Origin of the sequence: Sunxiuqinia rutila (genome assembly GCF_050589705.1) — a bacterium.
Classification (GTDB): domain Bacteria; phylum Bacteroidota; class Bacteroidia; order Bacteroidales; family Prolixibacteraceae; genus Sunxiuqinia; species Sunxiuqinia rutila.
Genome location: NZ_JBNGOT010000003.1, coordinates 149367 through 168016 on the forward strand (window position 1 = coordinate 149367; position 18650 = coordinate 168016).

The 18650-nt window shown below is 42.6% G+C and carries 17 protein-coding genes; 10 read left to right on the top strand and 7 right to left on the bottom strand.

Going from position 1 to position 18650, the window contains the following annotated elements:
* Nucleotides 1-54 precede the first annotated feature (54 nt).
* On the top strand, nt 55-828 hold the full coding sequence (locus ACRD6K_RS04310) for an NYN domain-containing protein (RefSeq protein ID WP_299577915.1): 774 nt from the start codon (nt 55-57) through the stop codon (nt 826-828).
* 37 nt (nt 829-865) lie between these two features.
* Nucleotides 866-1303 carry an energy transducer TonB gene (locus ACRD6K_RS04315; protein ID WP_430972214.1) on the top strand — a complete coding sequence of 146 codons (438 nt, stop codon included), beginning with the start codon at nt 866-868 and terminating at the stop codon, nt 1301-1303.
* Nucleotide 1304: 1 nt separating this feature from the next.
* Here ACRD6K_RS04315 and ACRD6K_RS04320 read toward each other — a convergent pair whose 3' ends face one another.
* Both ACRD6K_RS04320 and ACRD6K_RS04325 read right to left on the bottom strand, forming a co-directional pair.
* Complete coding sequence (locus ACRD6K_RS04320; RefSeq protein ID WP_430972215.1) at nt 1305-1712, bottom strand: hypothetical protein; 408 nt, start codon at nt 1710-1712, stop codon at nt 1305-1307.
* A gap of 34 nt (nt 1713-1746) precedes the next feature.
* A complete protein-coding gene (locus ACRD6K_RS04325) occupies nt 1747-2322 on the bottom strand; it encodes an RNA polymerase sigma factor (protein ID WP_299577912.1) in 576 nt (191 codons plus the stop codon).
* Between the two features lie 276 nt (nt 2323-2598).
* On the opposite strand from ACRD6K_RS04325, the gene ACRD6K_RS04330 reads away from it, so the two are divergent.
* Nucleotides 2599-2934, top strand: a complete 336-nt coding sequence (locus ACRD6K_RS04330; RefSeq protein WP_299577911.1) for a DUF6249 domain-containing protein — start codon at nt 2599-2601, stop codon at nt 2932-2934.
* Nucleotides 2935-3179: 245 nt separating this feature from the next.
* On the opposite strand, the gene ACRD6K_RS04335 is transcribed toward ACRD6K_RS04330, so the two are convergent.
* Nucleotides 3180-4463, bottom strand: coding sequence for a M64 family metallopeptidase (locus ACRD6K_RS04335; RefSeq protein ID WP_430972216.1), 1284 nt, complete (start codon nt 4461-4463; stop codon nt 3180-3182).
* Nucleotides 4464-4530: 67 nt separating this feature from the next.
* On the opposite strand from ACRD6K_RS04335, the gene ACRD6K_RS04340 reads away from it, so the two are divergent.
* From ACRD6K_RS04340 to ACRD6K_RS04350, 3 genes are all read left to right on the top strand, one after another.
* On the top strand, nt 4531-5808 hold the full coding sequence (locus ACRD6K_RS04340) for a mechanosensitive ion channel family protein (RefSeq protein WP_430972217.1): 1278 nt from the start codon (nt 4531-4533) through the stop codon (nt 5806-5808).
* A 208-nt stretch (nt 5809-6016) separates the two neighbouring features.
* Nucleotides 6017-6499, top strand: coding sequence for an Lrp/AsnC family transcriptional regulator (locus ACRD6K_RS04345; RefSeq protein WP_299577908.1), 483 nt, complete (start codon nt 6017-6019; stop codon nt 6497-6499).
* A 238-nt stretch (nt 6500-6737) separates the two neighbouring features.
* Nucleotides 6738-7940 (top strand): Coenzyme F420 hydrogenase/dehydrogenase, beta subunit C-terminal domain, encoded by a 1203-nt coding sequence (locus ACRD6K_RS04350; RefSeq protein WP_430972218.1) that lies wholly within the window; start codon nt 6738-6740, stop codon nt 7938-7940.
* Between the two features lie 73 nt (nt 7941-8013).
* Here ACRD6K_RS04350 and htpG read toward each other — a convergent pair whose 3' ends face one another.
* A complete protein-coding gene (gene htpG, locus ACRD6K_RS04355; RefSeq protein ID WP_430972219.1) occupies nt 8014-10065 on the bottom strand; it encodes a molecular chaperone HtpG in 2052 nt (683 codons plus the stop codon).
* A 193-nt stretch (nt 10066-10258) separates the two neighbouring features.
* On the opposite strand from htpG, the gene ACRD6K_RS04360 reads away from it, so the two are divergent.
* Nucleotides 10259-11725, top strand: coding sequence for an aminotransferase class V-fold PLP-dependent enzyme (locus ACRD6K_RS04360; protein WP_299577906.1), 1467 nt, complete (start codon nt 10259-10261; stop codon nt 11723-11725).
* Nucleotides 11726-11762: 37 nt separating this feature from the next.
* Here the strand turns inward: ACRD6K_RS04360 and ACRD6K_RS04365 are convergent, their stop codons facing one another.
* Entirely contained in the window at nt 11763-12371 is a 609-nt protein-coding gene (locus tag ACRD6K_RS04365; RefSeq protein WP_430972220.1) for a hypothetical protein, read from the bottom strand.
* A 201-nt stretch (nt 12372-12572) separates the two neighbouring features.
* On the opposite strand from ACRD6K_RS04365, the gene ACRD6K_RS04370 reads away from it, so the two are divergent.
* The 3 genes from ACRD6K_RS04370 (at nt 12573) to ACRD6K_RS04380 (ending at nt 16382) form a co-directional block, all read left to right on the top strand.
* Nucleotides 12573-13508, top strand: coding sequence for a formylglycine-generating enzyme family protein (locus ACRD6K_RS04370; RefSeq protein WP_430972221.1), 936 nt, complete (start codon nt 12573-12575; stop codon nt 13506-13508).
* Between the two features lie 286 nt (nt 13509-13794).
* Nucleotides 13795-14142: a hypothetical protein gene (locus ACRD6K_RS04375; protein WP_299577903.1), complete on the top strand. Its 348-nt coding sequence runs from the start codon at nt 13795-13797 to the stop codon at nt 14140-14142.
* A gap of 131 nt (nt 14143-14273) precedes the next feature.
* Nucleotides 14274-16382, top strand: coding sequence for a tetratricopeptide repeat-containing sensor histidine kinase (locus ACRD6K_RS04380; protein WP_430972222.1), 2109 nt, complete (start codon nt 14274-14276; stop codon nt 16380-16382).
* Nucleotides 16383-16530: 148 nt separating this feature from the next.
* Here the strand turns inward: ACRD6K_RS04380 and eno are convergent, their stop codons facing one another.
* Both eno and ACRD6K_RS04390 read right to left on the bottom strand, forming a co-directional pair.
* On the bottom strand, nt 16531-17832 hold the full coding sequence (gene eno, locus ACRD6K_RS04385; protein WP_363322880.1) for a phosphopyruvate hydratase: 1302 nt from the start codon (nt 17830-17832) through the stop codon (nt 16531-16533).
* Nucleotides 17833-18110: 278 nt separating this feature from the next.
* Entirely contained in the window at nt 18111-18476 is a 366-nt protein-coding gene (locus tag ACRD6K_RS04390; protein ID WP_299577901.1) for a DUF190 domain-containing protein, read from the bottom strand.
* Nucleotides 18477-18650 lie beyond the last annotated feature (174 nt).

Sequence of the window (18650 nt, forward strand, 5' to 3'; positions counted from 1 at the left end):
TCATGGTGTGTTTCTATCGCATTATGACTAATTTGCAGCAAATAATTTTCAACAATGGACCTAAAATTAGCGGTGTTAATCGATGGCGACAATATCCCATCGGCCTATGTAAAGGAAATGATGGAAGAGATAGCCAAGTATGGCAACCCCACCATCAAGCGGATTTATGGAGACTGGACCAAGCCCAACCTGTCGCGCTGGAAAAACCTCCTGCTTGAAAACGCCATCACTCCCATTCAGCAATACGGATACACTACAGGAAAAAATGCCACCGACTCGGCCATGATTATCGATGCCATGGATATTCTTTATTCGGAAAAAGTGAATGGGTTTTGCCTGGTATCGAGCGACAGCGATTTTACCCGGCTGGCTACGCGCCTGCGCGAAGCTGGTATGAAAGTATTTGGCATTGGCGAGAAGAAGACTCCCGACCCCTTCATTGTGGCTTGTGATAAGTTCATCTACATTGAAATTCTGAAAAACGAACCAGAGGAAGACGAATCAGAAGTAACGAAAAGTAAGGCTCCTCCGAAAAGTAATCTGGACAAAATAACGCCTAAGGTCATTCGCCTGATTGCCTCGTCCATTTCGGACTTGGCAGATGATGATGGCTGGGCTTTCCTGGGGGATGTGGGCAACCTGATTCAAAAAAAACAACCCAACTTCGACTCTCGAAACTATGGATTCCAGAAGTTAACTCCGCTCATTAAATCGATTCCGGACTTCGAAATTGACCAGCGGGAAAACACCAAAGGGCAACTCAAACTAATTTATGTTCGAAAAAAAGAAAAGCCGAAAGCAAAAGCAAAAACACGCAGTCGAAATTAGTTCGCTTTTGGACAACAATCGCAAAAACATCGAACCAATGAAAGCAACACCTTACCCCTGCTCGTTTACGGGCACTATAAGGCAACTCGTTTCGCTACTGCTTCTGTTGTTGGTATCCTACTCAGCATCATCTCAGAAGCAGGAAGAGCAAATTTGGTTTATTGCCAGTGAGCTTCCTTCCTTTCATTACAAAGGGGGTTTCTCACTTAACGAAAGCTTTATGCGGTATGTGCAAGACAGCTTACGGCTCCCGGCTCCTACGTGTCGGGGGAAAGTGCTGGTATATTTTGTGGTTGAAAAGGACAGCACCATCAGCCAGGTCAAAATACGACAAGGACTGGAAAACTGCCCGAATTACGAAGAGGAAGTGCGGAGACTGTTGTTGAATATGCCCCCTTGGGTACCCGGAAAAAATGGAGATGAAGTGGTTCGCGTGAGCATGAGTATGCCTATCATTTTTGAACCAAAGCCCTAACTCAATCTGCTTTTTTGCGTTTCAAAATCCATTGATCGAGCAACAATAAAAAGGTAGCCGACAAGAAAATCACAACTATATACTGAGGTAAGCCTCCCAAAACACCGGTTACTTTTTCCCCGGCTTCAGCAGCACCCGACCAGTCAAGCTGGGGCAGCCATCCAAAGAATTTGCTTTTGCCCGATGCAGCCGGCTCTGCTCCCGTGCTAAACATAGCAAGCAGCACATAGCTGCCAATCAGCAAATAAACCACACGTAAAAACCATTTATTCAGAACAGGTTTATATTCCGAAATTTGGCTGGATTCAGCATAAATCCGGTTCATCACCTCAAGCGTAAAGTTGCCTGGTGCTTTCTCCGGCTGGTAAGCCTTCATCAATTCCTTGAAATTAGCATCTGTCTTTTCCATATCGTGTCCTTTCTCTTCCGTTTACAATGTCTCCTTACAATTCATTAAAAACAGCTTCTTCCAGGTTTTCTTTCAAAAAGCTATACATTTTCTTTCGTGCCCGGTATATTTTCACCTTCACATTGCTCTCACTCAATCCTGTAATCTGCACGATGTCTTCCACCCGCTGTTCTTCGTAATAAAATAACGTAATCAGCACCTGGTCGTCCTCGGGCAAGGTTTCCAAAGCCTTTTTCAAACTTCGGCCCAATTCTTCCTTGTCAATTTCATGCAGCCGGCTATGGATACTCATTTCATCCTGATCCGACAGTTGCTGCTCATCCAGGGAATGGATTTCGACTTTACGCTTTCGCAGAATCGTGATCGCCCCATTGTAGGTAATCCGGTAAAGCCAGGTCGAAAACTTCGAATTTCCCTTGTACGTTCCGATGGACTGAAAGGCCTTGACAAAAGTATCTTGCGCCAGCTCTTCTGCATCTTCTGTGTTTTTCAGCATTTTCAACGCTAAGCCATAGACCATATCCCGGTACTTCTCAACCAAATACGAAAAGGCAGAACTGTTGCCTCCCCTCACCTGCTCAATGTAATAATGATCATCCTTTAGGTTCATGCTACATTTTTGACGAGTGATTTGACCTTCGGTTACAAAAAATACGAAAAAATTGATTGATTTCAGGCATACTTCAATCAGTCAGTTATTTCGGCCGGCAAAACAGCTTAAGAAAAAAGCAAAGTATAGGAAAAGCAAAAATCAATCCTCCAACACCCCAAAAGCAAGCCCCTTGAAATTAAATTGATCTAAAAAAGTAAAAAGCGTGTAACCTGCTCCCGAAAGTTGCGTCATAAGGTCGACAAAAATGAAAAGAAACAATTAAAACATAAAGTTATGAATGAAGCAATTGTAATACCCGTAAGTTTTTTCGCTTTTATCTTTGCCATGGTGTACGTCTTTCTGACAACCCGCAACAAAGAACGGATGGCGATGATTGAAAAGGGAACTGACCCTACAATTTTTAAGGGAGCAGGCAAAGTGTCCAATTTTCTAACACTGAAAACTGGCTTGTTATTTATTGGTGTGGCACTGGGAGTATTATTCGGAAATATCTTGGATAATGTCACCTCGCTTGAGGAAGGCACGGCTTATGTCTCCATGATCTTCCTGTTTGGAGGACTGGGATTGGTAGCCGGCTACTGGATGCAAGCCCAAAAAACAAAAGAATAACACCAGCAGCAAAGAAGTGGTTTCCTTTTTGAATTCCACCGCTGGTCCGATTGATTGAGCAGTGTACCCAAAGCGTCTGAGCAAGGCTCCCATACTCCTTGGCTAGTGTGCCCAAGCATCCTGACCAGTGCGCCCAAGCATCGTGGGTAAGGCACCCAAGCCTTCCGGCCAGCATACTCAAGCAGCCTGAGTAAGGCACCCAATAAAGCCCTTCCGATTTTCCCGGAAGGGCTTTATTTTAACGATTATTTGCAATGCCAGTCAATTACTTGTTCAATGGCTTGCTGGCAGACCGGGCAAAAGCCCTTGGGGCCGTTACTCTTCATGCGGCAATCCATGACCGGACTGTAAATTCCTTTTTCGCTGTAGCCACCGCCTTCAAATAAACCAACCACATCATCATATTTGGCGATACGGGGCGTTGGCTGGGGCGTTGCTTCATCAATCAGCTCGGCCCACTTCGACTGGAAATTAACCAAGGTGGTAATGTTGGCTTCCCAAGGTTCAACCTCCAGGTTGTAATAGTCGCTGTAGGCCACTCCCGAAGTGTAATACTCATCGGCCAGTCCGGCAAAACCATGCCCAAACTCATGGATAAACACCTTTTCCGCCAGCGGATCATCAACCGAAGTAATTGAAAGAAAATTGTAAAAGCCGCCACCACCATACCGATCGGTATTCACCAATAAATAGATATGGTCGTAGGGCACAACAGAGGCCGCATCATGAATAGAGAGCATATCCTGGGTCGTCAGATAGCGGGGCGTGTCGAAGGTATAAAAATGCGAATTAAAAGCTGTGTTCTTATAGATGTATTCTCCGGGAATATCGGTTCCGGCCTCGACGGAAGGAACTTTCACGGCATACCAGTTAAAATCCTTCTGATGACGTTTGAAAGGCTGCGTTTCAAACAAGGCCTTGAGCATACGACGGGCATCGGTTAAAAACTTATCCATTTCATCGGCGGTATAACCCTCCGGCAAAATCACCACATCAACCTTCGTTTTGGGGTTTCCATTTTCTAACAAGTTCTCCACTTCATAATCAGGAACCTGCTCATCCAAAATGAAATAATTGTCCGGATCAATTTCGGTCTTGAAAACAGGTTCAAACACCCCTTCCCAATTCCGTTGTTCAATAATAAACCGACAGATCTTTTTAGGAAACGGACAAACAGCCACCTGATAAAAGCTTCCTTTTTGTTTCTTGGCTTCATCGGTGGCCTGCCACTCCTGAAAGATGGGACAAAATCCTCTGGAGAAAATCACCTCATCAGTGGCCACATCCACCAGCTGGTAACGGTAAGTCCCCTTGGTGTTCGCCTCCACCAAATTCACATGCGAACCACCATAATGAGGTTCCTTTTTGAGTTGTTTGATAACGACTTCAGCCGTTTGATCAGTGCCTCCCAGCAAATAATCAATCCGTAAAGTCTTGTTTATGAAGTGTTCTGAGAAATCACCCCGGGCCAATAAAAACTGAGGAAGAATCACAAGTACAAAACTGAGTAATCTCCATTTTCTAATCATAACAAAATCATTAATTTTAACTCCTAAAAATAATCACAATTCTACAAATTCCTTTGATCTTTATCATATGAACTACCTCTTGACATTTTTCAAAACCCTGCTGCGGGATATGAATGTTCCTGATGGCGCCGCAAATTCAATTGCCATATTTTCCTGTCTTATCGTTTTATTTCTGGTAGCACGTGCTGCCCATTGGCTCACACGTCGCATTCTGGCCAAAGTGGTTCATCAGTTTGTTTCGAAAACCAAAACTCAATGGGATGACTTTCTTGTTAAGCGCAAGGTTTTTAGCGCACTGGCCCACCTTTCATCGGCATTTTTGCTGTATTACACCCACGATTTCTCGGACAGTGAATTTATCAGTAGTTTCCTGCTCGGCCTTTCCCGAATCTATTTTATCGGCATCTTTACCCTGTTTGCCGTAAGGTTCGCTAATGCCGCCAACGATATTTACCAAACCACTCCTTACGCGACCAACCGCCCCATCAAAGGATACATTCAGCTGCTTCAGATTCTAATCATTTGCATCTCCATTATTTTTGTGATTTCGATCCTGATCGGGAAATCACCCCTTTTTCTGATTGGAGGTTTGGGTGCCATTGCGGCGGTCTTACTCTTGGTTTTTAAAGATACCATCTTAAGTCTGGTTGCCAGTATTCAACTATCGGCCAACAAGATGCTTAAGCCTGGCGACTGGATTGCCATGCCCAGCCACAACGCCGATGGTACCGTTATTGACATCAGCCTAAACACGGTAAAAGTGCAAAACTGGGATAAAACCATTACCACCATTCCAACCTACGCTTTGGTGTCCGAATCGTTTAACAACTGGGTGGGAATGGAAGAATCCGGCGGACGTCGCATTAAACGCTCGGTTAATTTGGATATGCGAAGCGTACGTTTTTGCGATCAGGCCCTACTGGATAAGCTAAATCGTTTCTACCTGCTAAAAGATTATCTGCAGCAGCGCGAAAAAGAAATTAAGGAACACAACAAGAAATTAAATATTGAAGAAGGTGACGTTTACAATGGGCGGCGACAAACCAACCTGGGTATTTTTCGTCATTACCTGGAAAACTATTTGCGTCAGCATCCTAAAATTCATCAGGATATGACGTTTTTGGTTCGTCACCTGCAACCCTCTGAAAAGGGATTGCCTTTGGAATTTTATGTCTTCAGTAAAGATCAGGAATGGGCAAAATATGAAGAGATCCAAGCCGATATCATGGATCATGTACTGGCCATTTTACCGGAATTCGGACTGCGGATATTCCAAAGTCCAAGTGGTAACGACATTACCGACCTTTTAAATCAAGCAATTACGCCCATTCAAAAGAACGCGTAAGGGTTTGATTTTTCAATGATCCGAAAGGCGCTATTTAAAAAAAATAAACTATTTTCGCCGACAAGATCTAAAACAACTATTTTATAACCATCTTTTCGCATTTACTTACGAATCATAACAAATGACCTGCAATAAAATACGGTTAATTAATTATAGTTGATTTTTTATATCTTTAGCTTTTAGTTTCGAAGTTGAAAAAATATTAAGAATGAATCAAGATCATACTACAGTTCCGCTACCGCAAATTGACGAGTTGGATGAGAAAATCCTTCGGTTAATAACTAAAAATGCCCGAATTCCTTTCCTGGAGGTAGCCCGCGAATGTGGCGTTTCGGGTGCAGCTATTCACCAACGTGTGCAACGCTTGTTGAATTTGGGGGTGGTTTCAGGAAGTGAATTTATTGTTAATCCCTCTAAATTAGGGTATAACACTTGCGCTTACATGGGACTTTTCCTTGATAAGGCCAAATACCACACCCAAGTGGTTGAAGCCCTGAAAAAGATTCCGGAGATTGTTGAATGTCACTACACCACTGGTTCGTATGCTATTTTTGTGAAAATACAAACCAAAACCAACAACCACCTCAAACGCATTATCGATGAGGAATTGCAAGAGGTTGACGGCATTGCTCGAACTGAAACATTTATTTCATTGGAGATGGAATTCAAACGCCAGGTTCCGATTAAGTAGTAAGACAAAAAATAACTTTAGCGCCTCCTTCAACCAAAGGGGGCGTTTTTGTTTTAGGCAACTCGATATAACCCATTATATCGCCTCCGATTTTTTCTTAAATCCTATTGAAATAAGAATTGACATTCGATGGATTAATTAGTAATTTTAATAATGGTACTTCTGTAAAAACCAGTAATAGCATAGCTGTACTAAGGACCTACACGCAACGGTAGCATTCATATTAAAGAAATAAAGTATGATAACCGATAAAATCAATAGTACGAATAGACATAAATGTAATGGATGTCATGCGTGCGCTACCGTATGTCCAATTGACTGCATTGATATGATCCCTGATCACGAGGGCTTTTGGTATCCTGAAGTAAACTCCAATTGCCTTGAGTGCGGAAAATGCATCGAGGTTTGTCCTATTTTCCATGGAGAATACCAGAAAATCCATCCAACAGCTTATGCTTGTTACAACCTCAATGAAGAAATACGGCTACAAAGCTCATCAGGTGGTATTTTCCATGAGCTTTCGAAATGGGTTATTTCTCAGAATGGCGTTGTTTTCGGAGCATGTTTTAATGATCAATTTGAGGTGGAACACACTTGCATTGTAAATGTTGATGACATCAAAAAGTTCCAAGGGTCAAAATACGTTGAAAGTAAAATAGGTGATACATTTAGCAGGATTGAGTCCTATTTAGAATCAGGAAGAAACGTCTTATTTTCAGGCACTCCATGCCAGATTGGAGGTCTTAAAACATACCTTAGAAAAGATTATCAGTCCTTAATTTGTTTGGATTTTATCTGTCATGGAGTTCCTTCTCCAATGGTTTGGCGTAAATACCTCGATTTTCAAACAGCACAACACAAATCTCAGCTTGAAACCATATCTTTTAGAGCAAAAGATTATGGATGGAAGTTATTCTCCATGAAACTATCATTTGCAAGCGCTTCAACTTTTTTAGAACCCTTAACGAATGATTTGTATTTAAAAGCCTTCTTAAGAAACATTTGCTTAAGGCCTTCCTGTTACACCTGTGATTTTAAGAATTCAAACCGAAAAAGTGATATCACTCTTGGTGATTTTTGGGGAATTGAAAGTCAACTTCCCCAAATGGATGACAATAAAGGTACCTCTTTGGTATTTCTAAATACTCCGAAATCAATTGAATTTTTTGATCGTATTAAAGGCCAAATAAATTGGAAGGAGGTTGATCTTATGGAGGCTATCAAACACAATCCCTCATCAGTAAGATCAGTTAAAGCCCATCCGAAAAGATCCGACTTTTTCAATGCAATTCATCAGCTTCCATTTGACAAGCTTATTCAAAAATACTGTAGGGTCAGTATATTATCAAAAGCGCGAAACAAAACCAAGCATCTCTTGGTCAGCATTCTAGACAAACTAGGAATTAAGGAATTTATCAAATCTGTTCTTGCAAAACCCTAAACAAAAAAAGAGCAACCGGGCTAAAGCCCCATCGCTCTTTTTCGTACTTCAGTTATTTTATTCGAATTCTGGTCTACTTGATGAGCTCAACGCTACGGCGCACAAACTGATCCAGCGCTTCGCCTTTCAGCATGCCGTTAGCCAGCAAAGCCAAATCAACCAACTGTTTGGTCAGCTTATTCTGTTTTCCGAAGTCAGTCAATTTTGCCCGCTTTTGCTGCTCCAGTTCCGCAATCGTTTTGCTAAGGTCTTCCAGTTTTTCTTTGTCAGCTGCCGGAACTTCTTCCTCTTTCTTTCCTTCTTTCGCTTTTTCCAACTCCTGACGTTCTTGCTTTTTTTCGGCCAGTTCATCTTTGATGGTGGTAAACTCCTCGCCCATCTTGTTTTCTTTGGCCTCCAACACTTTTTGCACCAACGGATGAGCCGTGTTAACCACCAGGTTCAGGCTGTCGGGCAAATCGCCATACATGCTCATTCCACCCTGTAGTTGTCCCATGTCTTTCATGCGTCGCATGAATTCATTGCGGGTAATCACAATTGGCTGGCCCTTCTCCCCCATGTTTTTAAAGTCAACAATGTAGTTTACACCATTCGTTTCGGGACACACGGCCTGGAAAATCGGACTTAGCTCTTCTTTCTCTTCCCAGCTCAGGCTTTCTGTTTCTTCTTCTTTCTGAATCAGGTTTTCAACCACATCCGAGTCAACCCGTACAAAGCGCTTGTCGGAGTATTGCTGCTCAAACTTATTCAGCAGCGGAGTTGCCAGCACATTGTCCATCACCAATACATCATATCCCTTATCTTTGGCCGTTTGAACAAAGGTGTACTGCTCGTCCATGTTGCTGGTATATAAGTAAACCAGGTTGTTGTCCTTGTTGGTTTGGTTTTCCTTAATCAGATTTTCATATTCTTCAAAAGTGAAATACTTTCCATCGGTATTTTTAAACAGGAAGAAGTTCATCGCCCGTTCAGCAAATTTTTCATCGGTCAGCATTCCGTATTCGATAAAAATCTTCAGGTCATCCCATTTCTTCTCAAAATCTTCCCGGTTGTCTTTAAACAACTGGTTCAAACGATCGGCCACTTTTTTAGTGATGTGGCTGCTGATCTTTTTCACATTTGAATCGCTCTGCAAATACGAACGAGATACGTTCAAGGGAATATCCGGCGAGTCAATCACCCCATGCAGCAAGGTCAGGAATTCGGGTACAATTCCTTCTACCGAATCGGTTACAAAAACCTGGTTCGAGTACAGTTGAATCTTATTCTTCTGAACCTCGATGCTGTTTTTCAATTTTGGGAAATACAAAATTCCGGTCAGGTTGAATGGATAATCCACATTCAGGTGAATGTTAAACAACGGATCATCGCCCATGGGGTAAAGCTTGCGGTAAAACGAAGCATAATCTTCCTCTTTCAAATCAACCGGAGCTTTGGTCCAGGCTGGGTTTGTTTCATTGATCTGATTGTCTTCTTCCGTTTCCACTTGTTGGCCATCTTTCCATTCGGTTTGTTTTCCGAACACTACTGGCACCGGCAAAAACTTACAATATCTATTCAGAATTTCAGAAATCCTCTCCTTATTTAGGAATTCTTTGGAATCTTCATTCACATACATGATAATGTCCGTTCCCTCACCATCACGATCAGCCTCTTCAATGCTGTATTCCGGACTTCCATCGCATGACCATTTTACGGCAGTAGCTCCTTCCTGGTGCGACTTGGTAACAATTTCCACCTTGTCCGAAACCATGAAAGAAGAATAGAAACCCAATCCGAAATGTCCAATAATCGCATTCGCATCGTTCTCGTATTTTTCAAGGAATTCATTGGCTCCCGAGAAAGCAATCTGGTTGATGTATTTTTCAATTTCATCGGCTGTCATTCCAATCCCATTATCCGAAACGGTGATGGTCTTCTTCTCTTCGTCCAACGAAACCCGTACTTTTGCATCTTCTACTGAAGCTTTTGTTTCGCCACGGCCAGCCAATGTTTTTAATTTTTGAGTCGCATCAACAGCATTTGACACAATTTCACGAAGAAAAATATCGTGATCTGAGTATAAAAACTTTTTGATGATCGGGAATAAATTGTCACTTGAAACGCCAATTTTACCTTTTTGCATCGCTATTTATTTTTTTAGTTTAACATCGAATTTTACGGCTGCATATTTTCAAAGCCTGTGCCACTTCCAAAAAATGACGAATTGTCACCATCGTTTTCCCCCACCTGCTTTTTTGAATGAAAAAAAATGACTTTTTTCTGTTCATATGTCAGTTGAAACACCTTATTTTGCCGTGGTAGAATATAAAAGAAAGATGAGTCAACTGGAAAACTATTTTAGCACATTTCGGGAAAACATCATTGGAATTGACCAATCATTTACAAGCCCGTTTGGAACCCAAAAAATACTTTATGCCGACTGGATTGCCAGCGGACGTTTGTACCGTCCCATTGAACAGAAGCTTCAGGAACAATTTGGCCCGTTTGTAGCCAACACCCATACCGAAACCAGCGAAACTGGTGCCTTAATGACCAAGGCCTATCAGTTGTCTCATCAGATCATAAAAAAACATGTCAATGCCGGGCCCAATGATGTCATCATTACCGCCGGCTTCGGAATGACTACAGTTATTAATAAGTTTCAGCGCATTCTAGGGTTGAAGGTCTGCGGTAAAATATCGGGGAAAAAGTGTATCCACGAACGCGAAAAGCCAGTGGTTTTTATTACGCACATGGAGCACCATTCGAACCACACCAGCTGGTACGAAACCATTGCTGACGTGGTCATTATTGAGCCGGATGAAAACCTGCTGGTAAAACCGGAAAATTTGCGCAAGAAACTGGAAGAATATAAAGACCGGCCGTTTAAAATCGGCTCATTTACGGCATGTTCCAATGTAACAGGAATTCGTACGCCTTACTACGAACTGGCAAAAATTATGCATGAGTTTGGTGGCGTAGCCTTCATTGACTTTGCTGCTTCGGCCCCCTATGACGAGATAGACATGCATCCCGAAGACCCGATGATGAAGTTGGATGCCATTCTGTTTTCGCCGCACAAATTCTTAGGGGGTCCCGGCTCTTCCGGCGTTCTGGTATTCGACAAATCGATGTATCACAACACCGTACCCGACCATCCGGGAGGCGGAACGGTAGACTGGACCAACCCTTGGGGTAAATACAAGTATGTGGACAATATTGAAGCTCGTGAAGACGGTGGGACACCGGGTTTTTTACAATCCATTAAGACCGCTCTCTGCTTTCAACTAAAAGATCAAATGGGTATGGATAACATCCGCGCCCGCGAGGAAGAGTTGTTGCAACTTGCTTTCGAAGGGCTGGACAGCATTCCGGAAGTCAAAATTCTGGCCGATCAGGATCGTGACCGGTTGGGGGTCATTTCATTTTATGTGCCTGGAATTCATTACAACCTGTTAGTTCAGCTGCTCAACGATCAATATGGCATTCAGGTGCGTGGCGGTTGTGCTTGTGCAGGCACCTACGGCCATTTCTTATTGGAAGTAACGGCCGAGCGTTCTTCTGAAATTACCGAGCAAATCAACTTGGGCGACATGTCCGAGAAGCCGGGCTGGGTGCGTTGGTCGCTCCATCCGACAATGACCAATGCGGAAGTCAATTTATTTATTGAAGCCTTGAAAGACATCATTACTAACAGCAGCAGCTACTGCGAAAATTATGAGCCTGTTCCCCGCACCAACACCTTCCGCCATAAAGATGAAAAAGACTATCATCTGAAAGCCGAAGAATGGTTTGAACTGTAAAGCCCGGAATGCCGGGGTGATTCAGCCAATGGGCTGATCACTTCTCAATCCGGGTCAATGTTGCAGACAGGCCATTTTCAAAAGCAGCTTCCGAATTGGCATATTTTAGGACAAACCTTTGAAGTTCTGGTGTTTTGGCGGTCAACAGAATACGATCGCCATTGTTTTCATGTGCAATTGAGCTTGGGTCCTGCTCAATCAAATTTTCCAGCCATTCCAAATCAAACCAATTGATTTGAGGCCCTTTGTCCGTCAGCTTCAAGCGGGCAAAACTGTTGACAGACACCAGATGCATATCGAAAAAATCAGGATCTTTCCCAAAATAATCATCCAGTTTAAAATTCAGGAAATAGTGGTCTTCAAGCTTAATCAGGTGAACCAGGAAGGATTCTTTGGAAAAACCCTCCTCTCCCTCATCCTTAATGCGTAAAATATAAGCTGTACTGTCTAGGTTTTCAGGCACATGCTCTCCGCTGTAATTAAACTCAAAAGCCCACACCGCAGAGTCCGAATCCATCCACTCTCCAAGCAACAAATCATTGGGAAATAAATCATCTTCAGTATATAAGGGGTAGAATGAAACAATCACACAGCCGGATATCGCGACCAAAAGAATAGCTGTCAATAGAAATGCTTTCCGTTTCATGATCTTTGGTTTTTAAGATTTTACGATACTAAAAGAACAACAACTTTTTGGTATACGAAAATTTATTCGACAAGTAAACAATCTTTTCTTCGTCAAAACGCCAACTCGATTCACCTGCATAAGTGCTCCAATCAGCCGTTTTTTTATTTTGAATAACCAATAGAATTCAGCAATTTTAGGCTCAATTTTTACAAGCTCAACATGCAAATTCAATTAGCAACCATCGCCATTACCGGATGCCTGATCGCCTCCTGCAGTAATTCCTCAAGCAACTCGAAACAAGCAACGAACCAAGCCCCTGAGTCTCCAAAACAAGAACTTGCCCAAGTTGCCGAACAGGCAACTCCCGATTTCACCAACATGGTGCAATTTCCTGCCGGAAGCTATTTTATTGGCAGCGATAAGGGCTTGCCCAATGAACAACCGGTGCATGCTGTTGACCTCAATGCCTTCTATATCGACCAATCGCCCGTAACCGTGGCGCAGTTCCGACAATTTATTGAGGCTACTGGTTATAAAACAGAAGCTGAAAAGTTTGGGGATTCGGGCGTATTTAACTTCACAACCAATCAATGGGAGTTGAAAAAAGGCACCAACTGGGAATATCCTTTGGGGCCGGATCATGATAAAGCTACCAATAACCACCCGGTAACGCATGTGAGCTGGAACGATGCGAAAGCTTACGCCTCATGGGCCGGCAAACGACTGCCCACCGAGGCCGAATGGGAAGTGGCTGCCCGAAGTGGCAAAAACAATCAGCAACGTTTCAGCTGGGGCGACCAGCTCGTTAAAAACGGACAGTACAAAGCCAATGTTTGGCAAGGCGACGAGGTAAACCACAATAGCAATGAAGATGGCTACCAATTGACTTCGCCCGTTGGAGCCTTTGGAAAAAACGAAGCCGGATTGACCGATATGGGCGGCAATGTTTGGAACTGGTGTGCCGACACGTATCAGCTCTATCCGGGAAACAGCATGCCTTTCCGCAAAGATGAAAATGTGAAAGTAATCCGTGGCGGCTCTTTCTTTTTTGACCAAAATGGCGAAGCTAGTTTTACCGTTTCCGGACGGTCATTCAACTCACACGAAACATCGCTTTTCAATACCGGATTTCGTTGTGCTGCTGATGTAAAATAAATTCACACGGAATATAAGATTGAGCCCCGATCTATCACAAAGTTCGGGGCTCTTCTTTTTCTTATAGCCCCTCCTTTTTGCTCCTCACAAAGTCAATTTTTAATCTAAAGCTTACATCCGTAAGCTAACCAGTCTATACAGCTTTTCAAATTTTATTTTTCTTTGAAAGAAACAAATTGAAGAAAAGCCTGTTTGTTTCATTTAATGAAAAGATTTATAGAGGCTTATATAAAATAAGCAGATTATTTTTTAACTTCACTACTGAAAAATTCCAAAAATTGAATTTATGAAAAGCTACAAACCTTACTTAAGCTTAAGCAAAACCGCAGAGGACTACGTGCTGGATGTGGTTCTGACAGCCGGTAAAACACAAACCATTTCCTCGATCACACAGCAGGAAGTCAAAAAGGGTGAAAAAGCCTACTGGGGTGTCATCATCGAATTATCGACAACCACCCAACTCATGAATGGTCCGGAGACTCCTATTTTCTCCACGTCAGTCAGCATTCCGCTGGAAACTGCAAGCAAGTACCAAACCATCAAGTGCCTGGGTCGGCAAGTTGTTGCCAAAGGTCTAATGGGCCCTCCACCAGACGAAGAAACCGACATTGACTTTATTGATTCATCAGAATAATTCCAGAACCAACCCGATAAAGGTAACCTGACAAATTTCGGGTTACCTTTTTCTAAACAATCGTTATAATACCAAGCCTTTTTTGTAACTTTCGCTGTGCTTATGTAATATTTCTCTAATCCTTGGTGATCATGCCAAAGCAATGCTTTCTATCCTTACTACTCCTTCTGGGCTTGACGGACACTTATGCTCAAGTTCCCGCTACAAAGCAGGCTGACACAACTGCGATCAACCATTTACTGCAACAACTTGATGAACTGACCAATCGCAACCTGGACAGCGCGCTTCTCTTAAGCCAGGAGATTTTCCAAAAAGCAACAACAATCGATTATCAGCAGGGAATTTGGGAAACCCAACTGATCCAGGGCAAAGCCTACTACCAGGCTGGGAAAAAAGATACCGCTTATACCATCCTAAATCAGCTATTAGGCCAAACCCAACAACAGGTTAACCGGATTGCAGAAATTGAAACACACATTCAGCTAGCCAGTAATTTTCAGGATGATTACAACTTTAAGCTTGCCATTGAGCATTTGATTGCTGCCCAAAAACTATTAACGAGCACCGATGCCATTGACCTTCGCTTTAGTATTTTAAATAACTTGGGTATGGTTCATCGGAAAATGAAGAATTATGATGTGGCTTTAAGTTATTTCAGCCAGTTGGAAGAAAACTATTTTTTCCAGTTAACTCCTCTTCAGCGCTTCAGCCTTTTCATGAATCAAGGCAATGTGTATGCGGTACAACGGAAATATGACAAAACCGAAGCACTTTACAGCAAAGCGTACCAGGAAATTAAAAAAGCTGACCACCCAGCCAATCTGGCATCAATTACCTATAACCTGGGGGCCTTGTATTACCGGCAAAAGCGCTATCAGCAAGCTGAAGACTACATCAATCAGTCGTTGGAAGCTTATATGACGATTGGAGATCAAACGCAAATTGAACGTTGTTACCGGGTGTTGGGAGCAATCCAAGTAGATCAGGATCAATACTCCAAGGCTGAAGTTTATTTTTTAAAAGCGCTGGAAATCGCCAAAGCAATCGATCACAAAAAATCGATCCTGGGTAATTATAAAAACCTTTACCTCAACTATTGGGGGCGTGGGTACGAAACCCAATCGGTTGAGGATTTAGATAAGGCCCTTAACTACATGGATCTTTTCCGCCAGCTCAACGACACCATCTATCAACTTGAAACCACAGAGAAAATCCTGGAGCTTGAAAAGCAATACGAAACTGAGAAAAAGAATACCCAAATCACCTTGCTTGAGCAGGACAATCAGCTGAAGGAAGATGAACTATACATTCAACGCGCCCAGCGAAACTACCTGTTCATTGTCATTTTCTTAGTTTCGGGCATCCTGGCTATTTTCATTTACTTCTATTATTACTACCGCAAGGTAAACCGGCTTTTACAAGTGCAGGGCAAACGCATTTTGAAGCAGAACAATCAAATCTCGGATCAGAATGAAAAATTGCAAAAATCGATTGATACGCAAAATAAGCTGTTTGGAATTATTGCCCATGATTTACGCAGCCCGTTGGTATCCATTGCCAATGTTGCCAAACTCATTGGTTTCTACCTGGAAGACAAACGTTACGACGATCTGGAAACCGTTGCTCAAATGATGGAGCAAAAAAATGATCAGGTTTTAGAGTTAACCGACAACCTGCTAAACTGGGCAAAAAGCCAGTCGGAGGGCTTAAGCCCGTTCTTTGAGAAGGTTAGTTTACAGGAAATTGTTGAAGAATGCTTTGACCTGTACCTGCCAATTGCGCAAACAAAAGCCATTCGTTTAGTTTGCGAAGACGTGGAAGATGTGCAGGTTTGGGCTGACCGAAATATGCTGAGAACCATCTGCCGCAACCTGATCAACAACGCCGTTAAATTCACTCCTAAAGAAGGCACAATCCGGTTAAGCTACTGTTCCGGCGATCGCGTTGCTGAGCTTTGCATCCAGGATTCCGGGATTGGCATCCCTCCTGAAAAACTTCCTATCCTGTTTCAGGTTGACCGGGCAAAGATTACGCCGGGAACTGAGGGCGAGAAAAGTTCGGGTTTGGGCTTAACCGTTTGTAAGGAATTTACCATAGCTCTGAACGGTGAAATCAAAGTACAAAGCAGTCCGGGCAATGGCAGCCGTTTTTGTTTGACACTGACCTTATTCAATCCGGAAATCCACCACCCTAAACTGAAAAGCTCCCGAAAAGTACGAGTAAAACCCGCTGTCAACTAGGCTTTCATTCAATAATCATACATTGAAGTAAGCCCCTCAACGGCATCAATTGGCAGTGCCAAAAGATTCGTACGGACAATCATTTTACACAATAAAAAAAGCCACTCTCTTTTCAGAAAGTGGCTTCCATACTATTCAGTCGTAAAAATTACTTCTTGTAGATTTTTTTGTATCCGTAGATAGCAGCATCACCCAATTGCTCTTCAATACGAAGCAGTTGGTTGTATTTTGCCATACGGTCTGAACGGCTCAATGAACCAGTTTTGATCTGACCTGAATTTGTTGCAACAGCGATGTCAGCGATAGTTGAATCTTCTGTTTCACCTGAACGGTGAGAAGTTACAGAAGTATAACCAGCACGGTGTGCCATTTCGATTGCATCCAATGTTTCAGTCAAAGTACCAATTTGGTTTACTTTGATCAGGATTGAGTTAGCAGCTCCCAACTCGATACCTTTTTGCAAGTATTCAACGTTAGTTACGAACAAGTCGTCACCAACCAATTGACATTTGTCGCCGATTTCAGCGTTCAAAGCAACCCAACCATCCCAGTCGCCTTCGTCCATTCCGTCTTCGATTGAATCGATAGGGAATTTAGCAACCAATTCAGCCAAATAAGCAGCTTGTTCTTTTGAGTTACGTTTTGCACCGCCTTCGCCTTCGAATTTGCTGTAATCGTATACTCCGTTGCTGTAGAACTCAGAAGCAGCACAGTCCAAAGCGATAGATACATCACCACCGTCTTCAGCACGACCTGGCTTATAACCAGCGTTTTTGATTGCTTCAATGATTGAGTTCAAAGCGTCTTCAGTTCCGTCCAAAGCAGGAGCAAAACCACCTTCGTCACCTACTGCAGTGCTCAGGTTACGCTTGTGCAATACTTTTTTCAGGCTGTGGAATACTTCAGCACCCATGCGTAAACCTTCACGGAAGGAAGGAGCACCAATAGGACGAATCATGAATTCCTGGAAAGCGATCGGAGCATCAGAGTGAGATCCGCCATTGATAATGTTCATCATAGGAACAGGCAATGTTTTCGCATTGGTTCCACCGATGTAACGATATAACGGTAAATCAAGTGCATTAGCAGCAGCTTTGGCAACAGCTAAAGAAACACCCAACATCGCGTTAGCGCCTAATTTTGATTTGGTTTTGGTACCGTCCAATTCCAACAATTTGCTGTCAATAGCAACTTGGTTTGAAGCGTCCATACCAATAATTTCTTTGGCAATCGCGTTGTTCACATTTTCAACCGCTTTTAACACTCCTTTTCCAAGGTAACGGCCTTTATCGCCATCACGCAACTCAAGAGCTTCGTTTTCACCGGTTGAAGCACCAGAAGGAACAGCAGCTAAACCAATAGCTCCGCACTCCAGCGTGATTTCAACTTCTACTGTAGGATTACCACGAGAATCTAAAATTTCTCTACCAACGACGTTATTAATTAACATGATTTATGGTTTTGAATTAAACTTAGTAATTATCTTAAATTTCTGATTTTTAGAAACCTTAAAAAAACCTTGGCAAAGGTACAAAATCCGACCGAGAATTAAGAGGTCTACCTACTATGGATAACCTAAATTTAACCAGTAAAATCAGCTCAACACTGCCTCGTTTCCCATTCTACTGTGGTTTTAACAAAAACGAACTCTGATCATATGACCGAAAAAGTATAAAAAGCCTCATCTGGTCGCCTAAAAAGCAACAGAATAACCGAAATAACAAACAGTTAAAAGGTCTTAAACTGGTTATACTTTTCTCCTGGCTTGTAGTGCACAACATCAACCGGCTGAATGATAACCAAGGCTCCCCTTTTGGATTGTTCAATCAACTCAACAACCCGATCGGCAAACTCTTTGATAGTATCATCTGTATCAACCACTTCAACAACAACGGGCAGATGACTTGACAAAGCAAACATTTTCATAGAATGAATGGAGTGACTCGCACCAAAGGAAAGAATTCCCCGGTGCACAGTTGCTCCTCCTAACCCACGGTTACGCGCCTCAGTAACAATTTCTTCATACAAAGGAACTGCTCCTATTTTATCGAATTCTGATATATATACTTTTAATAAACTGGCCTTACCTTTCATAATCGAAGTTTTTGGAATAACGCTAATTGATCCTGTCTCACTCATCCTGGACAGTACATTCAGTCGATTCAGCTGTCACTGAAGAAAAAACAAACCAAAAACATTATCGTCCCGACGCTGAAATGACCCAATAAAAAGTGGCAGATCTGTGCTCTTCAAATTATACGTGAGACG

Bases quoted from the DNA above. Each gene is read 5' to 3' on its own strand.
- ACRD6K_RS04340 (WP_430972217.1), top strand. From the start codon at position 4,531: ATGAACTACCTCTTGACATTTTTCAAAACCCTGCTGCGGGATATGAAT.
- ACRD6K_RS04330 (WP_299577911.1), top strand. From the start codon at position 2,599: ATGAATGAAGCAATTGTAATACCCGTAAGTTTTTTCGCTTTTATCTTT.
- ACRD6K_RS04390 (WP_299577901.1), bottom strand. From the start codon at position 18,476: ATGAAAGGTAAGGCCAGTTTATTAAAAGTATATATATCAGAATTCGAT.
- ACRD6K_RS04325 (WP_299577912.1), bottom strand. From the start codon at position 2,322: ATGAACCTAAAGGATGATCATTATTACATTGAGCAGGTGAGGGGAGGC.
- ACRD6K_RS04360 (WP_299577906.1), top strand. From the start codon at position 10,259: ATGAGTCAACTGGAAAACTATTTTAGCACATTTCGGGAAAACATCATT.
- ACRD6K_RS04375 (WP_299577903.1), top strand. From the start codon at position 13,795: ATGAAAAGCTACAAACCTTACTTAAGCTTAAGCAAAACCGCAGAGGAC.
- htpG (WP_430972219.1), bottom strand. From the start codon at position 10,065: ATGCAAAAAGGTAAAATTGGCGTTTCAAGTGACAATTTATTCCCGATC.
- ACRD6K_RS04310 (WP_299577915.1), top strand. From the start codon at position 55: ATGGACCTAAAATTAGCGGTGTTAATCGATGGCGACAATATCCCATCG.
- ACRD6K_RS04345 (WP_299577908.1), top strand. From the start codon at position 6,017: ATGAATCAAGATCATACTACAGTTCCGCTACCGCAAATTGACGAGTTG.
- ACRD6K_RS04320 (WP_430972215.1), bottom strand. From the start codon at position 1,712: ATGGAAAAGACAGATGCTAATTTCAAGGAATTGATGAAGGCTTACCAG.
- eno (WP_363322880.1), bottom strand. From the start codon at position 17,832: ATGTTAATTAATAACGTCGTTGGTAGAGAAATTTTAGATTCTCGTGGT.
- ACRD6K_RS04365 (WP_430972220.1), bottom strand. From the start codon at position 12,371: ATGAAACGGAAAGCATTTCTATTGACAGCTATTCTTTTGGTCGCGATA.
- ACRD6K_RS04315 (WP_430972214.1), top strand. From the start codon at position 866: ATGAAAGCAACACCTTACCCCTGCTCGTTTACGGGCACTATAAGGCAA.
- ACRD6K_RS04335 (WP_430972216.1), bottom strand. From the start codon at position 4,463: ATGATTAGAAAATGGAGATTACTCAGTTTTGTACTTGTGATTCTTCCT.
- ACRD6K_RS04380 (WP_430972222.1), top strand. From the start codon at position 14,274: ATGCCAAAGCAATGCTTTCTATCCTTACTACTCCTTCTGGGCTTGACG.
- ACRD6K_RS04350 (WP_430972218.1), top strand. From the start codon at position 6,738: ATGATAACCGATAAAATCAATAGTACGAATAGACATAAATGTAATGGA.
- ACRD6K_RS04370 (WP_430972221.1), top strand. From the start codon at position 12,573: ATGCAAATTCAATTAGCAACCATCGCCATTACCGGATGCCTGATCGCC.